The sequence below is a fragment of the Acinetobacter pittii genome, from assembly GCF_022449185.1.
GTDB classification, from domain to species: Bacteria; Pseudomonadota; Gammaproteobacteria; order Pseudomonadales; family Moraxellaceae; genus Acinetobacter; species Acinetobacter pittii_I.
This window is the reverse complement of record NZ_JAKUKO010000006.1, coordinates 202,923-222,704: the sequence shown is the minus strand read 5'-3', so window position 1 is coordinate 222,704 and position 19,782 is coordinate 202,923. Positions and strand designations below refer to the sequence as shown.

General features: G+C 39.0%; 17 protein-coding genes. 10 read left to right on the top strand and 7 right to left on the bottom strand.

The features are described from left to right. The first annotated feature begins 3 nt into the window (after positions 1-3). The 4 genes from adeJ (at position 4) to MKX14_RS14470 (ending at position 5,532) form a co-directional block, all read left to right on the top strand. Positions 4-3,180 (top strand): multidrug efflux RND transporter permease subunit AdeJ, encoded by a 3,177-nt coding sequence (gene adeJ / locus MKX14_RS14485; protein WP_240282788.1) that lies wholly within the window; start codon positions 4-6, stop codon positions 3,178-3,180. Then, positions 3,180-4,631, top strand: coding sequence for a multidrug efflux RND transporter outer membrane channel subunit AdeK (gene adeK / locus MKX14_RS14480; protein WP_170249640.1), 1,452 nt, complete (start codon positions 3,180-3,182; stop codon positions 4,629-4,631). Before adeJ ends, adeK begins: the two co-directional genes overlap by 1 nt. A gap of 108 nt (positions 4,632-4,739) precedes the next feature. Then, positions 4,740-5,090, top strand: coding sequence for a YbjQ family protein (locus MKX14_RS14475; protein ID WP_002116377.1), 351 nt, complete (start codon positions 4,740-4,742; stop codon positions 5,088-5,090). A gap of 7 nt (positions 5,091-5,097) precedes the next feature. After that, complete coding sequence (locus MKX14_RS14470; protein ID WP_005064507.1) at positions 5,098-5,532, top strand: YbjQ family protein; 435 nt, start codon at positions 5,098-5,100, stop codon at positions 5,530-5,532. On the opposite strand, the gene MKX14_RS14465 is transcribed toward MKX14_RS14470, so the two are convergent. The 3 genes from MKX14_RS14465 to MKX14_RS14455 are packed head-to-tail and all read right to left on the bottom strand — an operon-like array spanning position 5,529 to position 7,526. Beyond that, positions 5,529-5,963, bottom strand: a complete 435-nt coding sequence (locus tag MKX14_RS14465) for a nuclear transport factor 2 family protein (RefSeq protein ID WP_016143340.1) — start codon at positions 5,961-5,963, stop codon at positions 5,529-5,531. The genes MKX14_RS14470 and MKX14_RS14465 overlap by 4 nt on opposite strands. Positions 5,964-6,016: 53 nt before the next feature. Further along, positions 6,017-6,823, bottom strand: a complete 807-nt coding sequence (locus tag MKX14_RS14460; protein WP_240282787.1) for an SDR family NAD(P)-dependent oxidoreductase — start codon at positions 6,821-6,823, stop codon at positions 6,017-6,019. 25 nt (positions 6,824-6,848) lie between these two features. Continuing rightward, the gene (locus MKX14_RS14455; RefSeq protein WP_240282786.1) at positions 6,849-7,526 is read right to left on the bottom strand and encodes a hypothetical protein; all 678 of its coding nucleotides are present in this window, start codon (positions 7,524-7,526) and stop codon (positions 6,849-6,851) included. A gap of 196 nt (positions 7,527-7,722) precedes the next feature. Between MKX14_RS14455 and valS the strand changes: the two genes are divergently transcribed. The 3 genes from valS (at position 7,723) to MKX14_RS14440 (ending at position 12,809) form a co-directional block, all read left to right on the top strand. Beyond that, positions 7,723-10,620 carry a valine--tRNA ligase gene (gene valS, locus MKX14_RS14450; RefSeq protein ID WP_240282785.1) on the top strand — a complete coding sequence of 966 codons (2,898 nt, stop codon included), beginning with the start codon at positions 7,723-7,725 and terminating at the stop codon, positions 10,618-10,620. 68 nt (positions 10,621-10,688) lie between these two features. Beyond that, positions 10,689-12,134 carry an AAA family ATPase gene (locus MKX14_RS14445; protein WP_240282784.1) on the top strand — a complete coding sequence of 482 codons (1,446 nt, stop codon included), beginning with the start codon at positions 10,689-10,691 and terminating at the stop codon, positions 12,132-12,134. Between the two features lie 3 nt (positions 12,135-12,137). Beyond that, positions 12,138-12,809, top strand: a complete 672-nt coding sequence (locus MKX14_RS14440) for an HNH endonuclease (RefSeq protein ID WP_240282783.1) — start codon at positions 12,138-12,140, stop codon at positions 12,807-12,809. Positions 12,810-12,878: 69 nt separating this feature from the next. On the opposite strand, the gene MKX14_RS14435 is transcribed toward MKX14_RS14440, so the two are convergent. Further along, positions 12,879-13,895 (bottom strand): molecular chaperone DnaJ, encoded by a 1,017-nt coding sequence (locus MKX14_RS14435; protein WP_240282782.1) that lies wholly within the window; start codon positions 13,893-13,895, stop codon positions 12,879-12,881. A gap of 128 nt (positions 13,896-14,023) precedes the next feature. Then, on the bottom strand, positions 14,024-14,929 hold the full coding sequence (locus MKX14_RS14430; protein WP_240282781.1) for an AEC family transporter: 906 nt from the start codon (positions 14,927-14,929) through the stop codon (positions 14,024-14,026). Between the two features lie 116 nt (positions 14,930-15,045). On the opposite strand from MKX14_RS14430, the gene MKX14_RS14425 reads away from it, so the two are divergent. Together MKX14_RS14425 and MKX14_RS14420 are read left to right on the top strand one after the other, a co-directional pair. Then, the gene (locus tag MKX14_RS14425) at positions 15,046-15,930 is read left to right on the top strand and encodes a LysR family transcriptional regulator (RefSeq protein WP_240282780.1); all 885 of its coding nucleotides are present in this window, start codon (positions 15,046-15,048) and stop codon (positions 15,928-15,930) included. Between the two features lie 302 nt (positions 15,931-16,232). Then, entirely contained in the window at positions 16,233-17,420 is a 1,188-nt protein-coding gene (locus MKX14_RS14420) for an ammonium transporter (RefSeq protein ID WP_025466615.1), read from the top strand. 94 nt (positions 17,421-17,514) lie between these two features. Here MKX14_RS14420 and MKX14_RS14415 read toward each other — a convergent pair whose 3' ends face one another. Next, a complete protein-coding gene (locus MKX14_RS14415) occupies positions 17,515-17,649 on the bottom strand; it encodes a hypothetical protein (protein WP_133481432.1) in 135 nt (44 codons plus the stop codon). Between the two features lie 69 nt (positions 17,650-17,718). Between MKX14_RS14415 and MKX14_RS14410 the strand changes: the two genes are divergently transcribed. Next, positions 17,719-18,426 (top strand): phosphatase PAP2 family protein, encoded by a 708-nt coding sequence (locus tag MKX14_RS14410; protein ID WP_240282779.1) that lies wholly within the window; start codon positions 17,719-17,721, stop codon positions 18,424-18,426. A 1-nt stretch (position 18,427) separates the two neighbouring features. On the opposite strand, the gene MKX14_RS14405 is transcribed toward MKX14_RS14410, so the two are convergent. Beyond that, a complete protein-coding gene (locus MKX14_RS14405) occupies positions 18,428-19,762 on the bottom strand; it encodes a two-component system sensor histidine kinase PmrB (RefSeq protein ID WP_017482107.1) in 1,335 nt (444 codons plus the stop codon). Positions 19,763-19,782 lie beyond the last annotated feature (20 nt).

Sequence of the window (19,782 nt, the reverse complement as noted above, 5' to 3'; positions counted from 1 at the left end):
TGAATGGCACAATTTTTTATTCATCGCCCCATTTTTGCGTGGGTGATTGCATTAGTCATTATGTTGGCGGGTATTCTCACGCTAACAAAAATGCCTATTGCACAGTATCCGACGATTGCACCACCGACAGTTACAATTGCTGCAACTTATCCTGGTGCATCTGCTGAGACTGTTGAAAACACTGTAACCCAGATCATTGAACAACAAATGAATGGTCTAGATGGTTTACGCTACATTTCATCTAACAGTGCTGGTAACGGTCAGGCCTCTATTCAATTAAACTTTGAACAAGGTATTGATCCAGATATTGCACAGGTTCAGGTTCAAAACAAACTACAATCTGCAACTGCGCTTTTACCTGAAGATGTACAGCGTCAAGGTGTAACAGTTACTAAATCTGGTGCAAGCTTCTTGCAAGTTATTGCATTCTACTCACCAGATAACAGCCTTTCTGACTCGGACATTAAAGACTATGTAAACTCATCAATTAAAGAACCACTTAGCCGTGTTGCTGGTGTGGGTGAGGTAACAGTCTTTGGTGGTTCATACGCAATGCGTATTTGGCTTGATCCAGCTAAGTTAACCAGTTATCAACTTACTCCGAGTGATATTGCAACAGCTTTACAAGCGCAAAACTCACAAGTAGCGGTAGGTCAATTAGGTGGTGCACCAGCTGTACAAGGTCAGGTGCTTAACGCAACAGTGAATGCTCAAAGTTTGCTGCAAACACCCGAACAGTTTAAAAATATCTTCTTGAAGAACACAGCATCTGGTGCTGAGGTTCGTTTAAAAGATGTTGCGCGTGTAGAGTTAGGTTCTGATAACTACCAGTTCGATTCGAAGTTTAATGGTAAACCTGCTGGTGGTCTTGCAATTAAAATTGCAACTGGTGCCAACGCACTTGATACCGCAGAAGCAGTTGAGCAACGTTTATCTGAACTACGTAAGAACTATCCAGCGGGTCTTGAAGACAAACTGGCTTATGACACAACTCCATTTATTCGTCTGTCAATTGAAAGTGTTGTACACACATTAATTGAAGCGGTAATTTTGGTATTCATTGTCATGTTCTTGTTCTTACAGAACTGGCGTGCAACGATTATTCCAACACTTGCTGTACCTGTTGTTGTGTTAGGTACATTCGCTGTTATTAATATCTTTGGCTTTTCAATTAACACCTTAACCATGTTCGCCATGGTATTGGCAATTGGTCTTTTGGTCGATGACGCCATCGTTGTAGTCGAAAACGTCGAACGTGTTATGAGTGAGGAGCATACCGATCCGGTCACGGCGACGTCACGATCAATGCAACAGATTTCTGGCGCGTTAATTGGTATCACGAGCGTATTAACAGCTGTATTCGTACCAATGGCATTCTTTGGTGGTACCACTGGTGTAATTTACCGTCAATTCTCGATTACCCTTGTAACAGCAATGGTTCTATCGTTAATTGTAGCGTTAACATTTACACCGGCACTTTGTGCAACCATTTTAAAACAGCATGATCCTAACAAAGCACCAAGCAATAATATTTTTGCTCGTTTCTTTAGAGGCTTTAACAATGGTTTTGACCGCATGTCGCATAGCTACCAAAATGGTGTTAACCGCATGCTTAAGGGCAAAATCTTCTCTGGCGTGCTTTACGCTGTAGTTATTGCTTTATTAGTGTTCTTGTTCCAAAAACTCCCATCTTCATTCTTACCAGAAGAAGATCAGGGTGTGGTCATGACACTTGTTCAATTACCGCCAAATGCAACGCTTGACCGTACAGGTAAAGTGATTGACACCATGACAAACTTCTTCATGAATGAAAAAGATACTGTGGAATCGATTTTCACCGTTTCGGGCTTCTCATTCACAGGTGTGGGTCAAAATGCTGGTATCGGCTTCGTTAAATTGAAAGATTGGAGTGAACGTACTTCACCAGAAACTCAAATTGGCGCATTGATTCAGCGTGGTATGGCATTGAACATGATCGTTAAAGACGCATCTTACATCATGCCTTTACAGCTTCCAGCAATGCCTGAACTCGGTGTAACAGCCGGATTCAACTTGCAACTTAAAGATTCAAGTGGTCAAGGCCATGAGAAACTTATTGCTGCACGTAATACGATCTTAGGTTTGGCTGCACAAGATAAACGTCTTGTGGGTGTTCGCCCTAATGGTCAAGAAGATACACCTCAGTATCAAATTAATGTAGACCAAGCTCAAGCTGGTGCCATGGGTGTGAGTATTGCCGACATTAACAATACAATGCGTATTGCATGGGGTGGCTCATACATTAACGACTTCGTTGACCGTGGCCGTGTGAAAAAAGTTTATGTTCAAGGTGATGCGGGTAGCCGTATGATGCCTGAAGACTTAAACAAGTGGTATGTACGTAATAACAAAGGCGAAATGGTACCGTTCTCTGCATTTGCTAGTGGCGAATGGACATATGGTTCTCCACGTCTTGAACGTTATAACGGCGTGTCATCGGTTAACATTCAAGGTACACCTGCACCTGGCGTGAGCTCTGGTGACTCGATGAAAGCAATGGAAGAAATTATTGCTAAGTTACCATCTATGGGCTTACAAGGTTTCGACTATGAATGGACAGGTTTATCACTTGAAGAACGTGAGTCTGGTGCTCAAGCTCCATTCTTATATGCGCTTTCATTGTTAATCGTTTTCCTTTGCTTGGCTGCATTGTATGAAAGCTGGTCTATTCCGTTCTCGGTTTTACTTGTAGTACCACTCGGTATTATTGGTGCAATCGTATTAACTTACTTGGGTATGATTATTAAAGGAGATCCAAATCTCTCAAATAACATTTACTTCCAGGTAGCGATGATCGCGGTAATCGGTCTTTCTGCAAAAAATGCGATCTTGATTGTTGAGTTCGCAAAAGAGCTGCAGGAAAAAGGTGAAGACCTCATTGATGCAACTTTACATGCTGCAAAAATGCGTTTACGCCCAATTATCATGACTACCCTTGCCTTCGGTTTCGGTGTACTTCCGCTTGCCCTTTCAACAGGTGCAGGTGCTGGAAGTCAGCACTCTGTTGGTTACGGTGTACTCGGTGGCGTACTCAGTGCAACGTTCTTAGGTATCTTCTTTATCCCTGTATTCTATGTGTGGATTCGTAGTATCTTTAAGTACAAACCAAAAACCATAAACACTCAGGAGCATAAATCGTGATGCAAAACGTATGGTCTATTTCAGGTCGTAGCATTGCGGTATCTGCACTTGCGCTTGCTTTGTCAGCTTGTCAAAGCATGCGCGGCCCAGAACCAGTCGTGAAAACCGATATTCCACAAAGCTATGCATATAGCGCTTCTGGTACGTCTATTGCTGAACAGGGTTACAAACAGTTCTTTGCTGACCCTCGTTTGCTCGGAGTGATTGATTTGGCACTTGCCAACAACCGCGACTTACGTACAGCAACGCTCAATATCGAACGTGCTCAACAGCAATATCGAATTACACAGAACAATCAGCTTCCAACAATCGGAGCAAGTGGTAGTGCAATTCGTCAGGTTTCTCAAAGCCGTGATCCGAATAACCCCTACTCTACTTATCAAGTAGGTCTGGGTGTAACTGCCTATGAGCTTGATTTTTGGGGCCGCGTACGTAGCTTAAAAGATGCTGCATTAGATAGTTATCTTTCAACGCAAAGCGCACGTGATTCGACTCAAATCAGTCTAATCAGTCAAGTGGCTCAAGCATGGTTGAACTATTCTTTCGCAACTGCCAACTTAAGACTTGCAGAGCAAACACTTAAAGCACAGCAAGATTCTTACAATCTCAACAAAAAACGTTTTGATGTGGGTATCGATAGTGAAGTTCCACTACGTCAGGCACAGATTTCTGTAGAAACTGCGCGTAATGATGTAGCGAACTACAAAACACAGATTGCTCAAGCACAAAACTTGTTGAACTTGTTAGTAGGTCAACCAGTTCCACAAAACTTGTTACCAACCCAACCTGTAAAACGCATTACGCAACAAAATGTATTTACAGCGGGTTTACCAAGCGACTTACTTAACAACCGTCCAGATGTAAAAGCTGCTGAATATAACTTAAGCGCTGCTGGTGCGAATATCGGTGCTGCAAAAGCACGTTTATTCCCAACCATTAGCTTAACGGGTTCTGCAGGTTATGCATCAACTGACTTAAGTGATCTATTTAAGTCTGGTGGTTTTGTATGGTCAATTGGTCCAAGCTTAGACTTACCAATCTTTGACTGGGGCACTCGTCGTGCCAATGTGAAAATTTCTGAAACTGATCAGAAAATTGCATTGTCTGATTATGAAAAATCAGTTCAGTCTGCGTTCCGCGAAGTTAATGACGCGCTTGCAACTCGTGCCAACATTGGTGAGCGTTTAACAGCTCAACAACGTCTAGTAGAAGCAACTAACCGCAACTACACACTTTCAAATGCCCGCTTCCGTGCCGGTATTGATAGTTACTTGACTGTTCTTGATGCACAGCGTTCATCTTATTCAGCAGAACAAGGTTTGTTATTGCTTCAACAAGCAAACTTAAACAACCAAATCGAGTTATACAAAACTCTAGGTGGTGGTTTAAAAGCAAATACTTCAGATACAGTGGTTAATCAACCATCTAGTGCTGAACTTAAAAAACAATAAGTTTTAAATAACTTATTCATAAAAGCTCACTTCGGTGGGCTTTTTTATTGCAACTCATCTGAATATTTTTTATCTTGAAACCTTAAGAATTTAGATTGATAAAAAACAATGTTATTAAGTAATTTAGAAAGTGTTCCAGGCCACCAGATTGTAAAGCAGCTGGATGTTGTTTACGGAAGTACCGTTCGTAGTAAGCATGTTGGCCGTGACTTGATGGCAAGTTTAAAAAATATCGTGGGTGGCGAACTGACGGGTTATACCGAATTATTAGAAGAATCTCGCCAAGAAGCCATGCAGCGTATGATTGTAAAAGCCCAACAGCTTGGTGCGAATGCAATTGTGGGTATTCGCTTTTCAACTTCCAATATTGCACAAGGTGCTTCTGAGTTATTTGTGTATGGCACAGCAGTGGTTGTGCAGCCTCAAGCACCTCATCTACCCGATCCATTTAATGCATAGGTAGAAAATGGACAATCTTATTTTTCAGCTTGTTATTTTTCTCATTCTTTTCAGTATTGGTTGGGCTTTTGGCCGCCATATTGAACGAAAACATTTGAATGAACTTCTAGAAAAAGAGCAAAAATTTGCCCATATCAGAATTGATACCAATCGTTTTGCAACAAGTGATCAGCTAGGCCACTTTATTAGCAGTAATGTTGTGATTTCTCATGATTACTTTAAATATGTATTGGCATCTATAAAAAATGTTTTGGGCGGAAGACTGACCAGTTATGAAAGTATTGTTGAGCGTGCTCGCCGAGAGGCAATTGTACGTTTAAAACAACAAGCTCAAAGTGTCGGTGCTACTCATATTATGGGAGTTCGGTTGAGTACAACCGAACTTGGTATGCAAGGCGGAATGGTCGAAGTTTTTGCTTATGGAACAGCAGTTAAAGATTAATACTGCCCAACCTCAGAAAAATGAATACGTGGATTGCCAATATTTTTAGTTAAATGTTGGCAAATTCGGGTAATTTTCCAGTGGTCTTGTTGTTTCGCCAAAGTAAAATAATAACGACCAAAAGAATGAAAATAATCATTTTCTGAAAAACGATAAATTTGATAATTACATTCTAGCCATGCTTGATCTTGTTCAATTCGAACCAGAGGATTGCTCAAATTGTGCTGTAGTCGCAAATGGGATAAAGCTTGTTGCCGAGAACCTTTATATTCATGACAAGACACGACACATAAAGGCTCTCCTCTAAATTGGAAATAGTCCACCTCAAGTTGATCTGCCAACAACTCATCAAAAGCATCCCAATTTTTCTGATCAAAGACCAATTGAAAACGCGTGACGACTTCTAAAATACGGTGATAATCCTGATCCATGGTGAACCTTCTATGCGGTTTTTTCACCAATTTAGCACGGCAAAATCGCTTTTTTATTTTACTTTTGTTTTCCGAATCATTTTATAAAGAAGTTTTGGTGACATCCGAGAAACCATCACACCTAGTTTTTCTTTGGCCCCACCCACAACAATATATTCTTGACCCTGTACTAACGCTTTTACAGCTTGCTCAGCAAAAACATCTGCCTCTAAACCATTTTCAATTGCTTCGTCTTGATGGCCCTGAGGTTCCCCTGCGCCATTGAGCGCATTAAAAGAAACATTGGTTTTTACGAAGCCAGGGAAAATAACTGAAACTTCGACACCTTGATCTGAGACCTCAGCACGTAAACTATTTGCCCACATGTGAATTGCCGCTTTAGCAGCCGAGTAAGTTGCACGGTACTGCGTACCTAATAAACCCGCTACACTCGACACAAATACAACTCGGCCAGACTTTTGTTTTAGCATAGTTGGTAATACGGTTTTGGTGAGTGCGACTTGTGAGAAATAATCGACTTCCATAATGGCGCGTTCGGTTGCCATTGTCGTGTCTTGAATCAAAGCGCGTTGGCTTAAACCTGCATTATTAATAAGCCAGTCAATTCGGCCTTTGGCTTTTAAAATCTGCTCATAAGCCTCTTGAACCTGCTTTTCATCCGTAATATCTGCAACTACCGACAAATGCTGGTCTGGATGCAGTAAACCAACACGAACCTCTTCTAACTCTTCAAAGCGACGTGAAGTTAAAATCACTTGAGCACCTTGCAGAGCCAACTCACCAGCTAAAGCTTTACCTAATCCAGAAGATGCTCCCGTAATCCATACCACTTTATTTTGCAAAGTATCAAGTTTGGCCATTTTGACTTCCTATTATCTTTTTAAATTATGCTGCTTGGTGCATGAAGGCCAAAAAGTGATTGATATAGTGAGTTGCGGTCGTTTGATCAACCTGCGTCCCCAATTTTTCCAAACGTTTATAGCCCAAATGCGTTGTCATATTAATGACCCCATTTAAGGTTTTATCGACAACCAAATTAAATTTTAAACGTTTTTTAGGTTCACGTACTAGGCTTGTTACGCCTAAATCCACAATTTGAATTAAGGTTTGAAAAGCTTTTTCTACGCTTTGCATATTACCCTCACGTATTTGTTCCGTCAGTGTTTGGGCCTGTTGCACAAGTTGAGGTGTGATCGGGTATGTAATATAAACCTCTTGCTCACGCTCTTTCATGAGTGACGTCATATAATCCACTAAAGGTAAAAGTCGTTCATTACCAAAAAAAGAGACTGACCAAGGCATATACTTTCGGAAAGTATCTAAAATTTGCTGTAAAACTTTCTCGGACTCGTGGCGCTGTTTATCAGTCATGGCTGAATTGCCTTGCTCATTCTTTAATAATACAGAGAACACTTGCTCAATAATTTCACAAGAAAGATCAGACAATACATCCCCCAAAACTTTTGCCTGACTTTGGCTTACCCCATCATGCAGTTTTTGCCGAATAGCCTCGAATTGGGTATAAGTTGAATCGGAAATTTTCAAAAAAACTTCATAACTCATCAGTAGCATCCTTTTTCAATTCTTTTGTAATTTTTGTGCCGTGTCGCCACACGATTAAATTGTGATCCATCTTTCATAAATCTACCGTTTTTTGAAAAAAATACAAAACCGTTTATCTGTTTTCAGCACATTAATTTCGAGGCATTTTTTTGCTACAATAGATGCAATTTTTTATGCATATTCGATCTAAGCTACTATGACTGACGCTCAAACTGCTCAAAATATTGCAACCACATACGATCCAACCGAGATCGAAAAGAAGTGGTACAAAACGTGGGAAGAACAAGGTTACTTCAAACCTTCTGGTCACGGTGAATCATTCTGTATCATGATTCCGCCACCAAACGTCACTGGTAGTTTGCACATGGGCCATGGTTTTAACAATGCCATTATGGATGCCCTCACCCGTTATAACCGCATGATGGGTAAAAACACTTTGTGGCAACCAGGTACAGACCATGCTGGTATTGCAACTCAAATGGTTGTTGAGCGTCAACTGGGCTTACAAGGCGTAACTCGTCACGACTTAGGCCGTGAAAAGTTCATCGAAAAAGTTTGGGAATGGAAAGAACAATCTGGCGGCACGATCACTAAACAAATTCGTCGCTTAGGTTCTTCGGTAGACTGGTCACGTGAACGCTTCACGATGGACGAAGGTTTATCAAACGCAGTTAAAGAAGTATTCGTTCGTTTACATGAAGACGGTTTAATTTACCGTGGTAAGCGTCTTGTAAACTGGGACCCTAAACTTCAAACAGCACTTTCTGACCTTGAAGTAGAAAGCAAAGAAGAAAAAGGCTCACTTTGGCATTTTAAATATTTCTTTGAAGACAAATCAGTTAAAACTCAAGACGGCAAAGACTATTTAGTGGTTGCAACAACTCGTCCTGAAACTTTACTCGGTGATACTGCGGTTGCTGTTCATCCTGAAGATGAGCGTTATGCACACCTTGTTGGTAAAAATATTGTATTACCAATTACGGGTCGTTTAATTCCAATCGTTGCTGACGACTACGTTGAAAAAGACTTCGGTACTGGCTGTGTAAAAATCACGCCTGCTCACGACTTCAATGACTATGACCTAGGTAAACGCAATAGCTTACCAATCATTAATATCTTCAACAAAAATGCCGAAGTTTTAGGTGAGTTTGAATATATTGCCAAAGCTGGCGAACAAATTTCTAAAACCATTACTGCACCTGCGGAATATGCTGGTTTAGAGCGTTTTGAAGCACGTAAAAAATTAGTTGCTCAAGCTGAAGCTGAAGGCTGGTTAGATCAAATCCAACCGTATGACTTAAAAGCTCCACGTGGCGACCGTTCAGGCGTGATCATTGAGCCATTATTGACTGACCAATGGTACGTAAAAATTGCGCCTCTTGCTGAACCTGCAATTGAAGCAGTTCAAGATGGTCGCATTAAGTTTGTTCCAGAACAATATAGCAACATGTACATGGCGTGGATGCGTGACATTCAAGACTGGTGTATTTCACGTCAGCTTTGGTGGGGTCACCGTATTCCAGCTTGGTACGATGCAAATGGCAACATCTATGTTGGCCGTAACGAAGAAGAAGTCCGCGCGAAAAATAACATCGCTGCTGATGTTGAACTTAAACAAGACGAAGACGTTCTTGATACATGGTTCTCTTCTGCGCTTTGGACATTCTCAACTTTAGGTTGGACTGGCGATGCGAAGCAAGACGATGTAAATGATTTCTTAAAAACTTTCCATCCAACAGATGTATTGGTGACGGGTTTTGACATCATTTTCTTCTGGGTTGCCCGTATGATCATGATGACCCTTCACTTCATGAAAAATGAAGACGGTTCATCTCAAGTACCATTCAAGACTGTTTACGTTCACGGCTTGGTGCGTGATGGTGAAGGTCAAAAAATGTCTAAGTCTAAAGGTAACGTACTTGACCCATTAGACTTGATTGACGGTATTGATTTAGAAAGCTTAGTTGCAAAACGTACAACTGGCCTAATGAACCCAAAAGATGCAGCGAAGATTGAAAAATCAACACGCAAAGAGTTCCCAGAAGGCATCAATGCTTATGGTACTGACGCAGTTCGTTTCACATTCTGTGCGCTTGCAAACACGGGTCGAGACATCAAGTTCGATTTAAAACGTGTTGAAGGCTACCGTAACTTCTGTAACAAAATCTGGAACGCAACTCGTTTCGTTCTGATGAATGTTGAAGGTCAAACTGTTGGTCAAGAGGCCCGCCCTGATCTTTGGGAACTTCCAGAACAATGGATCATCAGCCGTCTACAAAAAGCGGAAGCTGCTGTACATCAAGCGTTCGCAACGTACCGTTTAGACCTTGCTGCACAAGCGATTTACGACTTTATTTGGAATGAATACTGTGACTGGTACGTTGAGTTAACTAAACCAGTTCTGAATGATGCAGAAGTGTCTGAAGAGCGTAAAGCTGAAGTACGCCGTGTATTGCTTGCAGTCATGGAAGCTTCATTGCGTTTGGCTCATCCGCTTATGCCATATTTGACAGAAGAAATCTGGCAGACTCTTGCACCAATGCTTGGTCAAGGCGGCCCAACGATTATGACTGCTCAATACCCTATTCCTGAGCAAGCAAAAATCAATGAACAAGCTGAAGCAGATATGCAATGGCTTCAAGGTTTGATTGGTGCCGTACGTAACATCCGTGGTGAGTTGGGCTTAGGTAATGCGCGCTTGTTGCCAGTATTACTTCAAAACACATCTGATGCTGAACGTGAACAAATTATTCGTATTGAAGCATTGTTCAAAGCATTGGCTAAAGTTGAAAGCATTGAGTTCTTGAATAAAGACCAAGAACCACCTTTATCTTGCTCTAGCGTTGTAAGCCATGCATCGGTATTTGTACCAATGAAAGGCTTAATTGACCCTAAAGCTGAACTTGCTCGTTTGCAAAAAGACTTGGATAAAATCCAAAAGCAACACGACCAAATCGCGGGCAAACTTGCAAACGAAGGCTTTGTATCTAAAGCACCGGCAGCAGTAGTTGAAGGTGAAAAAGCGAAGCTTGCTGAGTTTGCAGCTCAGTTAGAGAAAGTTAAAGCGAATATGGAACAGATTGCTGCGCTCTAATCTTTAAAGTTCACAATTTAATCTGTAGTATAAAGGGCTGATTATTCAGCCTTTTATACTTTTTTAAAATGAAATATATCCAAAAAATTAGTGCAGAGCTAGACTTTATACAGCATTCTATTAATATTGATTTAAATGAACGAAATTTAATATTAACTGGAAAAAATGGAGTAGGAAAAACTAGATTCTTAAATCAATTAAATAATACAATATTAAGTAAACTTATTAATGAAATTCCTCATATTTCTCAGCATCATTACATGCAAAAAATTAATATTATAAATATTTTAAAATTAGAATTATCTCATTTAGAAAATAATATTGAATATATAAATCATATAAATAATAATTTAAATTACTCACATACTCTAAGTTCTTTAGAGGGATTATTAGGTCAAACAGATTGTTATAACCCTCATGAAACAACAATATTTATAAAGAAAGCAACAGAATTAAAAAATATAATATTAGAATATAAAGAGTTTTTACAAAAGAAGAATCCCAATCTTTTGTATACACATTCAGAAATATATACTATTGACCATCTTTTTAGTGAAATAGACTCTAATTATAATCAAGAAAATATTAGTTTAGTTGTTACTGGTATAGGGAATCTAAACCAGAATATTCAAGCCTCAAAGGTTACTTTTAATTTTTTTCCGGCACATAGACAATCTCAAATTACATCTACCACAAATACTAGTGATCTAAATCAATATATTAATAGTGCAAGACATGAATATTCATCAAAATTAGGACAACATTTAGAACAATATTTATTAAATATTAGAATTGAGAAATCTTTAGCGCTTTCAGAGGAAAATGACCAAAAACATGCTGAACAAATTGATGCTTGGTTTAAAAAATTTGATGAAGATCTAAAATTTTTATTTGAAGATGAATCCACAGAGTTAAAATTTGAATACAAAGAAAGGAAATTTAGTCTTAAACAATCTCATCGCGAATTTACTTTCCAATCCTTATCATCTGGATTCACAGCAATATTTGATATTTACAGTGATTTATTAATGAGGTCTAGACTTTTAAATGTTCTGCCTAATGAACTAAATGGTGTAGTTCTAATTGATGAAATTGATGCTCATTTACATATTTCACTTCAAAAGAAAATCCTACCATTTCTTACGAAATCATTTCCTGAAGTTCAATTTATTGTAAGTACGCATTCCCCTTTTGTGATTACTTCAACAAATAATGATACTGTAGTTTATGATATTTCTAGTGGTGAATTTTTTGAAGAAGATTTAAGTCTTTATTCTCATGAATCTATAATAAAAGAACTCTTTCATGTAAAGGAAGAAAATAAAAATATTAAAGTACTGTCAGATCAGCTTTTACAATTCATTGAATCAGAAAACTTAACTCAAGACCTAAATGCAATTCAAGAATTATTAAATAAAATTAATAAAGATTTTGAAAAGCTATCAGTAGAACTACAACTCCAGTATATAGTTGCTAAAAATAAACTTGCTAAATTAAAACATGAGGGAAACTAATTCATGTTTTCAGTTACTCGACCTGCTAATTTTCCTAAAAGTTTAACAAAATCTACTAAAGACTATCGCGCCGCAGATGTTGTTGAAGTACTTCAAGATATATTCTTTGCAAAATGTTATCTATGTGAGAGACAAGGATTTCCTGATGTAAATATCGAACATCGTGACCCTCATTTAGGTGATGAAACAAAAAAATATGACTGGCATAACCTTTTTTACGCCTGTGTAAGATGTAATAGTATTAAAGGTGATACACATATAAATATTTTGGATTGTTGTCAATCTATTGATGTATCACAAGCAATTGAGTTGCATTGCCCTCTTGCCAATAATGAAGCTCATAAAATAACTGTACAGCTAGGAAATTTGCCTGATAGTTTAGAGATTTCATCAACTATTGAGCTTCTTAACAGATGCTTTAATGAAACAAATACTGCATTAAGAGGGATAAGTAGGCATTCTTTAATAAAAGAAATTCAAAAATATCAAATTCAATTATGTATTTTGAAAAATAAACTACTTTATCCAGAATTACCTTTAACATCTAAAGCAAAAACTGAAATTCTCGAACAACTTAAAGCTATGTGTGACAAGGAGTTTCCGTTTTCTGCATTTTGGAAATGGGCTATTACTCGTGATGATGACCTATCTAAAATAGTAGGTAATGTATTTTAAATATTTTTACGCCTCTCCTTCGAGAAAATGAGCATCACGACCATAAAAGGAGAGGTACTTTTTTTAAGATCAAAGCACCCCATACCCCAACAACATCTTTACCCCACTCACTTTTTTCATATGCTTTAAACGCTCCTTTTCCCACTTCACCTGCTGCTTTAGCTCAGTGCAGTCAGCCTCTACAGCTTTATAAACATCACTAATATGTACATGCTCTGCTTTTACATTTTTTGCTAATTGAAAAGAATCTAAAATCTCAGCAATTTGGCTTTCAAGCTGCTGACTTTGTGCATCCAAAGCGAGTTTATAAAACCGCAACTGCTCAGCAGATAATTCTTTAGCGCCTAGCCCTTTATTCTGTTCAAGCTGTAACTGGAGTTTGAGTAAATAAAACAAATCCTGCTTTTCGTAGGCCTGACTTGCCTGTTGAAACAGCTCGGTTTTTTCTAATTTTTTAGTTTCATCTTGCTCACGGTCTGGGTGAATCATCGCGGCAATTTTTAAATAAACTGTTTTGAGTGACTGCGATGCCATTTGCTCAGCTTGTTCACGTTTCTGTTGCTGTTTTTGCCGTTTGGCTTGTTCACGCGTTTGTTGTTGCTCAGCCGCATACCGTTCAAAGTCTTCTTCTAAATCTGCACGTTGATCAACGCTTTCTTCATATTCAGATTTTATTGACTGAACTTTTCTATTCTTTTTTACCGATTCCCCTGCATGTTGCTGATAAAAGGTATCGATCTGCTTTACCAGCTCCAACTGTTCAGCAGATAGCATTTTGGAGCGCTTCAATATTTGTGCAAGCTGAGCAATTTTTTCATCCAACTGTTGTATATCTGCTTTAGAAAACTCATGGCTATGTAACATATTCCAAAGTTGGTCCAACTGCTGAAATAAGACCTCATGCAAATCGCCATACACAGGCATCAGTTTTTGCCGTATGTGCTGTTGAATCTCGGCTTGTGCATTTTGCCATATGCTCAGACTAACTTTTTGCTGCTCTATTTTATCAATCAGGCGATTCAGTTTTTTCTGCTGTGCAGACGGTTCAGACCTTTGCTGCAAGCTTACTTTGAGATCGAAGGACATACTCATCCACCTGAAAAAGAAAAAAGTGTAGCAATAATCAGATGAGGAAGGTAGCTAAGCATTCTTTAAGTCAGAATCAGCCTATTCATTTTTAGAAAATAGAATGTGACTTGCCCAAACTTTATATTTTAAGAAATCCACCAAATCACTAATGGCAAAGTCACGGCAGCACATAAGGTTTGAAAGCTAATCACGGCTGCCATAAGCTGACTATCACCACCCAAAACTTTGGTTAAAATGTATGAAGCGGAAGCAGTCGGTAGCGCAAAGAAAATGACTAAAATTTGTGTTTGCAAATTTGGTAAATCAAACCACATGCAGACCGCATAAGCCAAGGCAGGCACTGCTAAAAGTCGCGCAAATGTATCTGCTGCCAATACCACAATGTCTTTTTTAATTTGCATAAACTGCAAAGCTGCGCCAACACATAACAACCCCAATGGCAAACTCGACACTGAAAAAAGCTTAATAAACTGAGTAAAGCCTTCCCAAATTAGGATATGAAGCGCATTGACTGCGGCTCCGACCACACATGATGCAATCAACGGGTTTTTAAGCAGTGCAATCAAAACAGGTTTAATTGCCATGTGTTCTTTAGAGGTTAGAGCAAGCACCGAAATAACATTCACAAGCGGAATGCAAAGCGCCAATAAAATTGCCAGTATTGCCATTCCTTCACTTTTAAAAAGCGAAGTGACTAGAGCCAAACCAATATAGGTATTAAAGCGAACCATACTTTGTACGTGCACACCAAAACGTGCAGGTGGTATGTGCCAAAACATTCGGAGGATGTATAAAAAGGCGGTGACTGCTAAAACCACAATCAACATCGCAACAATGGCTGCACTCAAGCTTTGTAAGTCAATTTTTGCGGTCGAGAGCGTACTAAAAAGCAAAGCTGGAAATAAAATATAGTAATTGAGCTTCTCTGCCCCAGCCCAAAACTCATCGCTAAAAAAACGATATTTTTTAAATAAGTATCCCGATGCAATTAATGCAACTAAAGGAAAAAGAGATAAAACAATACTATTCATTTCTTTACTCGAGTTTTGTTGAGGCTTGCTGTTTCGGCAATTAGCTTGGCTTACTCATATATTAAAGATAATGAAAACTCATGATAAAATGAGTTTTTACTCATAACAAATACAACATGACCTTTACCCAGCTTGAAATTTTCGCACTCATTGCTGAACTAAAAAGCTTCACTGCTACTGCAGAAAAGCTGGGAATTTCTCAGTCGGCAGTTTCTCATGCACTTAAATCATTAGAACAACAATGGGGCATTAACCTAATTTCAAGAACCCAAAGTGATATTGAACTGACTACGACAGGTCAGCAGCTACTTACTCATGTAAAAGAGCTACTAAGTATTTCCGATACCTTAGAAAAAGAAGTAGCTGCAATCCACGGTTTAAATGAAGGCACATTACGTATTGGATCTTTTGGGGCGTCATCCTCTATTTATTTACTGCCTGAAATTTTAGAAACCTTTCGGCAGCGTTACCCAAAAATCGAAATTTATATCGATGAAGGTGAAGATAAAGAAGTTGCTCAGTGGTTATTGGAACGGCGCATAGAAGTCGGTTTTTTGATTATGCCAGATGAGCGATTCGATACATTCCCTTTAATTGAAGATCGTTTTGTTGCCTTAATTCCAAGCGGTTACCCACTCGCTCAGCAACTCTATATTGATCCAGTACAGCTAGAAAACTGCCCTTTTATTATGACAATGGCGGGTAGTCGACATCAGGTCGAATTAATTTTAAAAAACTTTAATGTGAAGCCAGACATTAAATTTTATGTCTCACAAATTTTGAGTATCGTCAGCATGGTTCACAATCAATTAGGGGTGTCCATTGTTTCTGATATGGTCATCACCAAAGAGTTACTCTCGCTTTATCCAAACGTAGTTAAACGCCCATTTAAACCGAACCTTAAACGCTCAATTGGCCTTGCAGTCAAAAATAAAAAGCATATGAGTCCTGCTGTGAAAGCATTTATTGAAGTTGCTCAAGAGGTTTGGTCAAATCATTAAATGATTACGGATAATTTTTAAGAATTTGATAACGAACTTTTTCAGGTCAATTTATAAGCGTATTAGATGACTTGTAACGTAAAAAGCGCCATAACTGCCCTATTTTAACTAAATCGGCGCACCATTTATCGCCAAAAAACACTTTTCCAATTCAAATTGGTGCACTTATTGCATATTCACTTTTATGCAATTGAGTTTGTTTCGACAAACTTAGGTTTTTAGATTCCTTAAATCTATTTTGGTGCAATTTACAGACCCAGATTTGTTCCAAAATGGAATTTAGCACTTTTTTCGAGCATGCTATGCAAAATGTAGATCTATTTTTCTTATTACTTGGTGCTGTTTTGGTTCTTGCCATGCACGCAGGTTTTGCATTCTTGGAACTTGGTACGGTTCGCCACAAAAATCAGGTGAACGCACTTAGTAAAATTCTGACTGACTTTGCCCTTTCTGCAATCGCATATTTCTTTGTTGGCTACTACATCTCTTATGGCCAGCACTTCTTCCATGATGGTACGGTTTTATCAAGTGATCATGGCTATAACCTTATGCGTTGCTTCTTTTTACTCACTTTTGCTGCGGCAATTCCTGCCATTATTTCGGGTGGTATTGCTGAACGCGCAAAAATGCGTTCACAAGCGATTGCCACACTCGCTTTAGTTGCGCTGGTATATCCATTTTTCGAAGGTATGGTCTGGAATGGTAACTACGGTCTGCAAAAGTGGTTAGAAACAACCTTTGGCGCAGCTTTTCACGACTTTGCGGGTTCAGTCGTAGTTCATGCCATGGGCGGTTGGATTGCACTTGCTGCTGTCATTTTATTGGGTGCGCGTTCTGGTCGTTATAAGAAAGATGGTCGTGTAAGTGCTCATCCACCTTCTTCTATTCCATTTTTAGCGCTTGGCTCATGGATTTTAATTGTCGGCTGGTTTGGCTTTAATGTGATGAGTGCGCAGCGTGTAGATGCTATTTCTGGCTTAGTTGCTATTAACTCGCTCATGGCAATGGTTGGCGGTACGATTACAGCTAATGCGATTGGGAAAAATGACCCTGGTTTCTTACACAATGGGCCACTTGCTGGTTTAGTCGCAATCTGTGCAGGCTCTGATATTGTTCATCCAATCAGTGCACTTGTTATTGGTGGTGCAGCTGGGGCTATGTTTGTGTATCTATTCACCTATACTCAAAACAAACTCAAAGTTGACGATGTGTTAGGTGTGTGGCCTTTACACGGCGTATGCGGTGCATTTGGTGGTATTGCAGTAGGTTTATTTGGTCAACAATGGCTGGGTGGCTTAGGTGGCGTATCTTTTGCTTCACAACTCATCGGAACAGCGCTCGCGATCGCTATTGCGCTTGCTGGCGGCTTTATTGTTTATGGCTTACTCAAAGCAACTATTGGCATTCGTTTATCTCAAGAAGACGAGTTTCGTGGTGCAGATTTATCTATTCATAAGATTTCAGCAAATTCTGAAGAAGGTATGTTTTAATTCTGTTTAGGCACGGCAGAGTCTTTTCTTCTGCAATAGCAAATGATATCAATCAATTACGTTACTTTTGTTTCGGCATGAGTAGCGTCTAAAGCTACGCAAGACTAAAACCATTTCCATTCACAAAACCTGTTCCTTGTTTATTACTATCCAAATAGTTTGCAAAAACTTTAAACTTCTTATGCTCAAAAGGTTGTGAATGGATACACCCACTCATCATTTTGGTCACGAAATTAAATTTAGTTTAAGAGCAATTTAAGCTTAATTTTATGTAATGCCTTTACTCACAATCTAATTGATGTTGCATGGCATGAATCAACAAAAACAATTTTTCCAGATTAATATCATTCTTCTGTTTTTCAGTTTTTTTCTGCTTTTAATCGTTTTTCCAGTGGGTGGGAAAATTGATATGTACCTCATCCAGCCTTGGATTGATTCAACAGGTCATTTTTTCAATCGAGACAATTGGTATCTAGAAAGACTTAATCATGAAATCGTAAAACAGATCATTACCACTGTTTATGTGATCTTTTTATTTCTGTGGATTGCATCATTTAAAGTAGAAAAATTGAAGCTTCATCGCTGGCAATATGGCTATATGTTTTTTGTGAGCATGATTGGTAGCGGTGTAGTTGGCCTACTAAAATCACAATCGACTCACGCTTGCCCTTGGAATATGGTTCATCCAACTGCTTTAAGTTATGTGTGGGACTTTACCGCTACCCATGGTCATTGCTTTCCAGGTGGACATGCGAGCGCTGGCTTTATTTTAATGACAGGCTTTTTTGTTTATCGCCTTGAGCAACCTAAACGTGCCTATTTTTATCTCATTTCAGGCATTTTATTAGGCTTTATGATGGGATGGGCACAAATGATGCGTGGCGCCCATTTCCTGAGTCATAATTTATGGACAGGCTGGGTGGTTTGGGCGGTAAATATCTTATTTTATGCCGTATGTATTCACCGCTTTGAGTTTGAAAAACGAGTCAAACAAGAACTTGCATAAATCAAGTTCTTGTTTCGTGAACATGTAAAATCTTTGGAAGTTTAACCAAGACCGAAAGTCCACCAAGCTCTAAACTTCGGTCTAGTGTCAGAGTCCCACCTAAACGTTGAGTTGCTCGGTCAACAATGGATAGACCTAAACCACTGCCCACTTCAAGATGGTGGTGTACACGGTAAAAACGCTTTAGAACTTTATCATAATGTTCTGGGTCGATCCCCGCGCCGCTATCTTCAATTTGTATACATGCATCGCCATCTGTCGCAGTGAAAACAGAAATATTAATCATCCCTTCATGGGGCGTATATTTGATTGCGTTATCAATTAAGTTAAAAATAATTGAATGAACAGTTGGTTCAACACTATGCATTTCAATTGGTTCATTACGAACAAACCCTAAATCGATTTCTTTTTGCATAGCCAGATTAACAAGCTGCTCAACACAATTTAAAGCGACATCATTAAGCTGAAAAGCCCTCGTCGGTTCAATCACACTTAAAGATACATCCTGCTTAGCTAGCGCTAAAAGCTGTGTCACCAAGTGCTGAATACGCGCTAATCCTTTACTCAAATTTTGCAGCGATTCCTGCTCAGGAAATTGACTAATTAAAATCTTGGTTTGTAAATTTAAAGCAGTCACAGGGGTTCGAAGTTCATGGGCTGCATCTGCAATGAACTGTTTCTGCTCATTTTGTGCCTTAGAAATGCGCTCAAAAAGTCGATTCATTTCATCAATTGTAGGTAACAATTCTTGAGGATAATCTACAACCTCAATAGGTGTTAGCTCTTCTGAGTCACGATGGGTCAGTTCATTTTTAAAGTCATCAATCGGCTTCAGCCCACGACGAATAATTGCAGCTAAAGCAAAAATCGCAAATGGTAAGATAATCAAATATGGAATGAACATGCTACCTGCAAGTTCCCAAGCAAAAGCCTCACGAACCTTTTCTTGCTGGCTAATCTGAATCTGGTAATCCTTTAACGGTAAAACATAGGTACGGATTAAGCCATTACTAGTTTTATGTGAGTAAAAGCCAGCTTGTGTAACAGGTGGAACCAATAAATGGAGATGGTGTGATAAATGGGCTTGATCTTTATAAGCCCAAATATCTACAAATAGATCTTCTTCATGATAAGTTTTATGAAAATCAAACTCACTGCTTACCGTTTTTAATGGATATTCAGCTGTTCGCTCAGCTAAATAACGCATTTGCGTATCTAAAATTTCATCAACTTCTTGCAGTGCAACTTTATACGCACTAAAAATTAATATACAACCTAAGATGACACTGAAAATTGAGGTGCCCCAAATCAGTCGTTTTTTTAATGAATAATGCACTGTTAAGAAGTTCCAAAATT